The sequence below is a fragment of the Streptomyces sp. NPDC007205 genome (assembly GCF_040634095.1).
GTDB lineage: Bacteria > Actinomycetota > Actinomycetes > Streptomycetales > Streptomycetaceae > Streptomyces.
Window position 1 is genome coordinate 1 of sequence record NZ_JBEYEW010000147.1, and the last position, 2,421, is coordinate 2,421.

General features: G+C 64.7%; 2 protein-coding genes and 2 pseudogenes. 3 read left to right on the top strand and 1 reads right to left on the bottom strand.

Annotated elements, in window-relative coordinates:
- On the bottom strand, window positions 1–468 hold a 468-nt coding region (locus tag ABZ624_RS42670; protein ID WP_360101071.1), incomplete at its 3' end, for an IS6 family transposase.
- A 124-nt stretch (window positions 469–592) separates the two neighbouring features.
- On the opposite strand from ABZ624_RS42670, the gene ABZ624_RS42675 reads away from it, so the two are divergent.
- From ABZ624_RS42675 to ABZ624_RS42685, 3 genes and pseudogenes are all read left to right on the top strand, one after another.
- Entirely contained in the window at window positions 593–1,462 is an 870-nt protein-coding gene (locus tag ABZ624_RS42675) for a hypothetical protein (protein ID WP_360101074.1), read from the top strand.
- A gap of 139 nt (window positions 1,463–1,601) precedes the next feature.
- Window positions 1,602–1,801 (top strand): annotated as a pseudogene (locus ABZ624_RS42680) (ISAzo13 family transposase); the annotation flags it as partial.
- Window positions 1,802–2,080: 279 nt separating this feature from the next.
- Window positions 2,081–2,328: pseudogene (locus tag ABZ624_RS42685) on the top strand (HAD family phosphatase); the annotation flags it as partial.
- Window positions 2,329–2,421 lie beyond the last annotated feature (93 nt).

Here is a 2,421-nt window from a genome sequence, read left to right on the forward strand (position 1 = left end):
CATCAGGTGCCGGCGGGGGCGGAAGTGCGGTGAGATCCGGGAGAAGGAGGCCAGGAATCTCTGGGTCGTGCCGACGCGGCGGAAGCCCTGCATCGCGTACTCGCGCCGCCGGGTGGGCAGGTGTGAGTTGTCGGCCCGGTTGTTGAGGTACTTCGAGGAGCGGTGCTCGACGGAGGGTATGACCTCGCGGTGGGCGGCGCCGGAGGAACGGAGTTTGTCGGTCACGATCACCCGCGGCACGTACTCAAGGCCCTTGAGGAGCCTGTGGAAGAACCGCTTCGCGGCCTTCGCGTCACGCCTGTCGGTCACGAGGATGTCCAGGACATTGCCATCCTGGTCCACCGCGCGCCACAGAAACCGCATCCGCCCGTTGACCTTGATGAACACCTCGTCCGGATGCCACCGGTCACCCGGGCGGGGCTGCCGACGGCGCAGCGGCTGATTCCACAAAGGACGCGAAATGACCATACCTCCGTCCGCGAGCCCCCCTGGCCCGCCCCTCTCTCTCAACGCCCAAGCTACTCAGCTGGATATTCCCTGGCCTCCTAGTCTCTCGGCGGACGATGCGGCTGCCGAACGGAACATCACTTGGATGGGGCAGTTTGGCCTCTTCGCCCTGCTCCGTCACCCGGCAGGAGAAGAGGTCTACCGCTATTGGCGGGGCCCGGAACTAGCAGCCAGGTTCTTCCCTTCGGCCACCGGCCCCGACCTGGATATCGGTATGGACGTGATGTCCATCATTTTCGCGGCCGATGACCTCTTCGAGCCTTCTGATCTGGATCCGGATCAGGTGCGTGACCAGATCCAAGAGCCCCTGCAGGCCCTGCATCAGCCATCTCGATTCTGGAATAGTCCTCTGGCCGCAGCTCTGGCAGACGTATGGGGACGGGAGTGCGAAGGGATGAGTGCTTCCTGGCGTGAGCGAGCCATGCAGAACTGGCAGGAATACCTTCACGGCCTTATTAAGGAGGCAGAGAACAAGAGACAGTACAAGGCACTGAGTGTGGAGCAGTATCTGCAGCTACGCAGGACCCAGGGAGCCATGCCCATCCTTCTGGACGCTGCCGAACGCATCGACGGAGCCGAACTGCCGTCGATCGCACTGGCATGCACTCAGCTTGGCGAACTGCGTCAGCTATGCGGGCGCATCGGCGACACCGTCAATGACATCTTTTCCTGGGCGAAGGAGGAGGAGCTTGGTGATCCGCACTGCCTCATCCTGGTTCTGGAGCGCACCCGGAATCTCACACGGCTCGAGGCTATTGACGCTGTCGCCGACACCATCCGAAACTGGGCGGACGAATTTCTGGTACTCACTGCCCAGTTGCCTGCTGCCATGGATGCCCTGCAGCTCTTCGACCACGGTAGCCGACAGGCAGTGTGGACGCATGTCCGCTCCATGCAATTGATGATGAGAGCTTGCTACGACTGGTGCCGCACCTCTCCCCGCTATCACATGTGATGATCTGGCCGTAGGTCGTTGCCGGGAGGGCTGCCATGGAGACCGAGGAGTCGCTGTCGTACCAGGGCGGTCAGGTGCTGCTCGTTGCGCATCACGAACGTGGCGACGCCCACGCGGGATCGCCGCGCTGTCCGGGTGCCCTTTGCCAGCCGGGCGGATCCGGGCTCCAGGAGCCGGCCGTAAGCCGGTGACGGTCACCGACCCCGGTCTCCTGCCCGCGCTTGAAGCTCTGATCGAGCCGCACAGCCGGGGGATCAGGCCTGGCCGTTGCGCTGGACCACGCTCTCGCTGCGGTCCCTGGCCTCGGCACTGACCACTCAGGGCCACCCCGCCAACGCCGACGGCCGTCTGGAAGTTCCCCGCCGAGCGGCTGACCCTGCTGCGGCTTCGCGGTCGGCAGCTCGGCGCCGCCCGAAGAACGACAGGGCTGAAGCGGCTACCAAGAACCCTCGCCCACACCCGGCCCGCGGCCAGCGCTGGCGGTTGCGGTCGACTGCCGTAGGGCAGACGGTCGGAGAAGACCGAGGAAGTGCAAGGCTTGTCGGCATCCGCGTGCTCGGCGCACGGTAGCGTCGTTATGAAGCCGAGGGAGAGGGAGCACGCAGCATGCCGCAGCCCATGGGTACCACGGACCATCAAGCCAAGCATGGGCTCATCCTGGACTTCGCGGGGGTGCTGACCGCTGATCCGCTCCCCGTGCGTGGTGCGAGTCGGAAGGGCTTTCCCCGGAGGCGTGGCGTGCCACCCTCAACGAGGACCCCGAAGGCCGGCGGCTGTACGCGGCCCTGGAGGTCGGTGAGATCAACCAGGCGGAGGGGAACAAGCGCACTGCGGCTCTTCTCGGTGCCCATGTCGCACCGGACAACGGGCCTTGACCCCTGATCTTGGACACACGAGACACTGGATCCTGAGGATCTGAGAACGGACATCTCGTGGTCATGAAGAACTATCCGCCACAG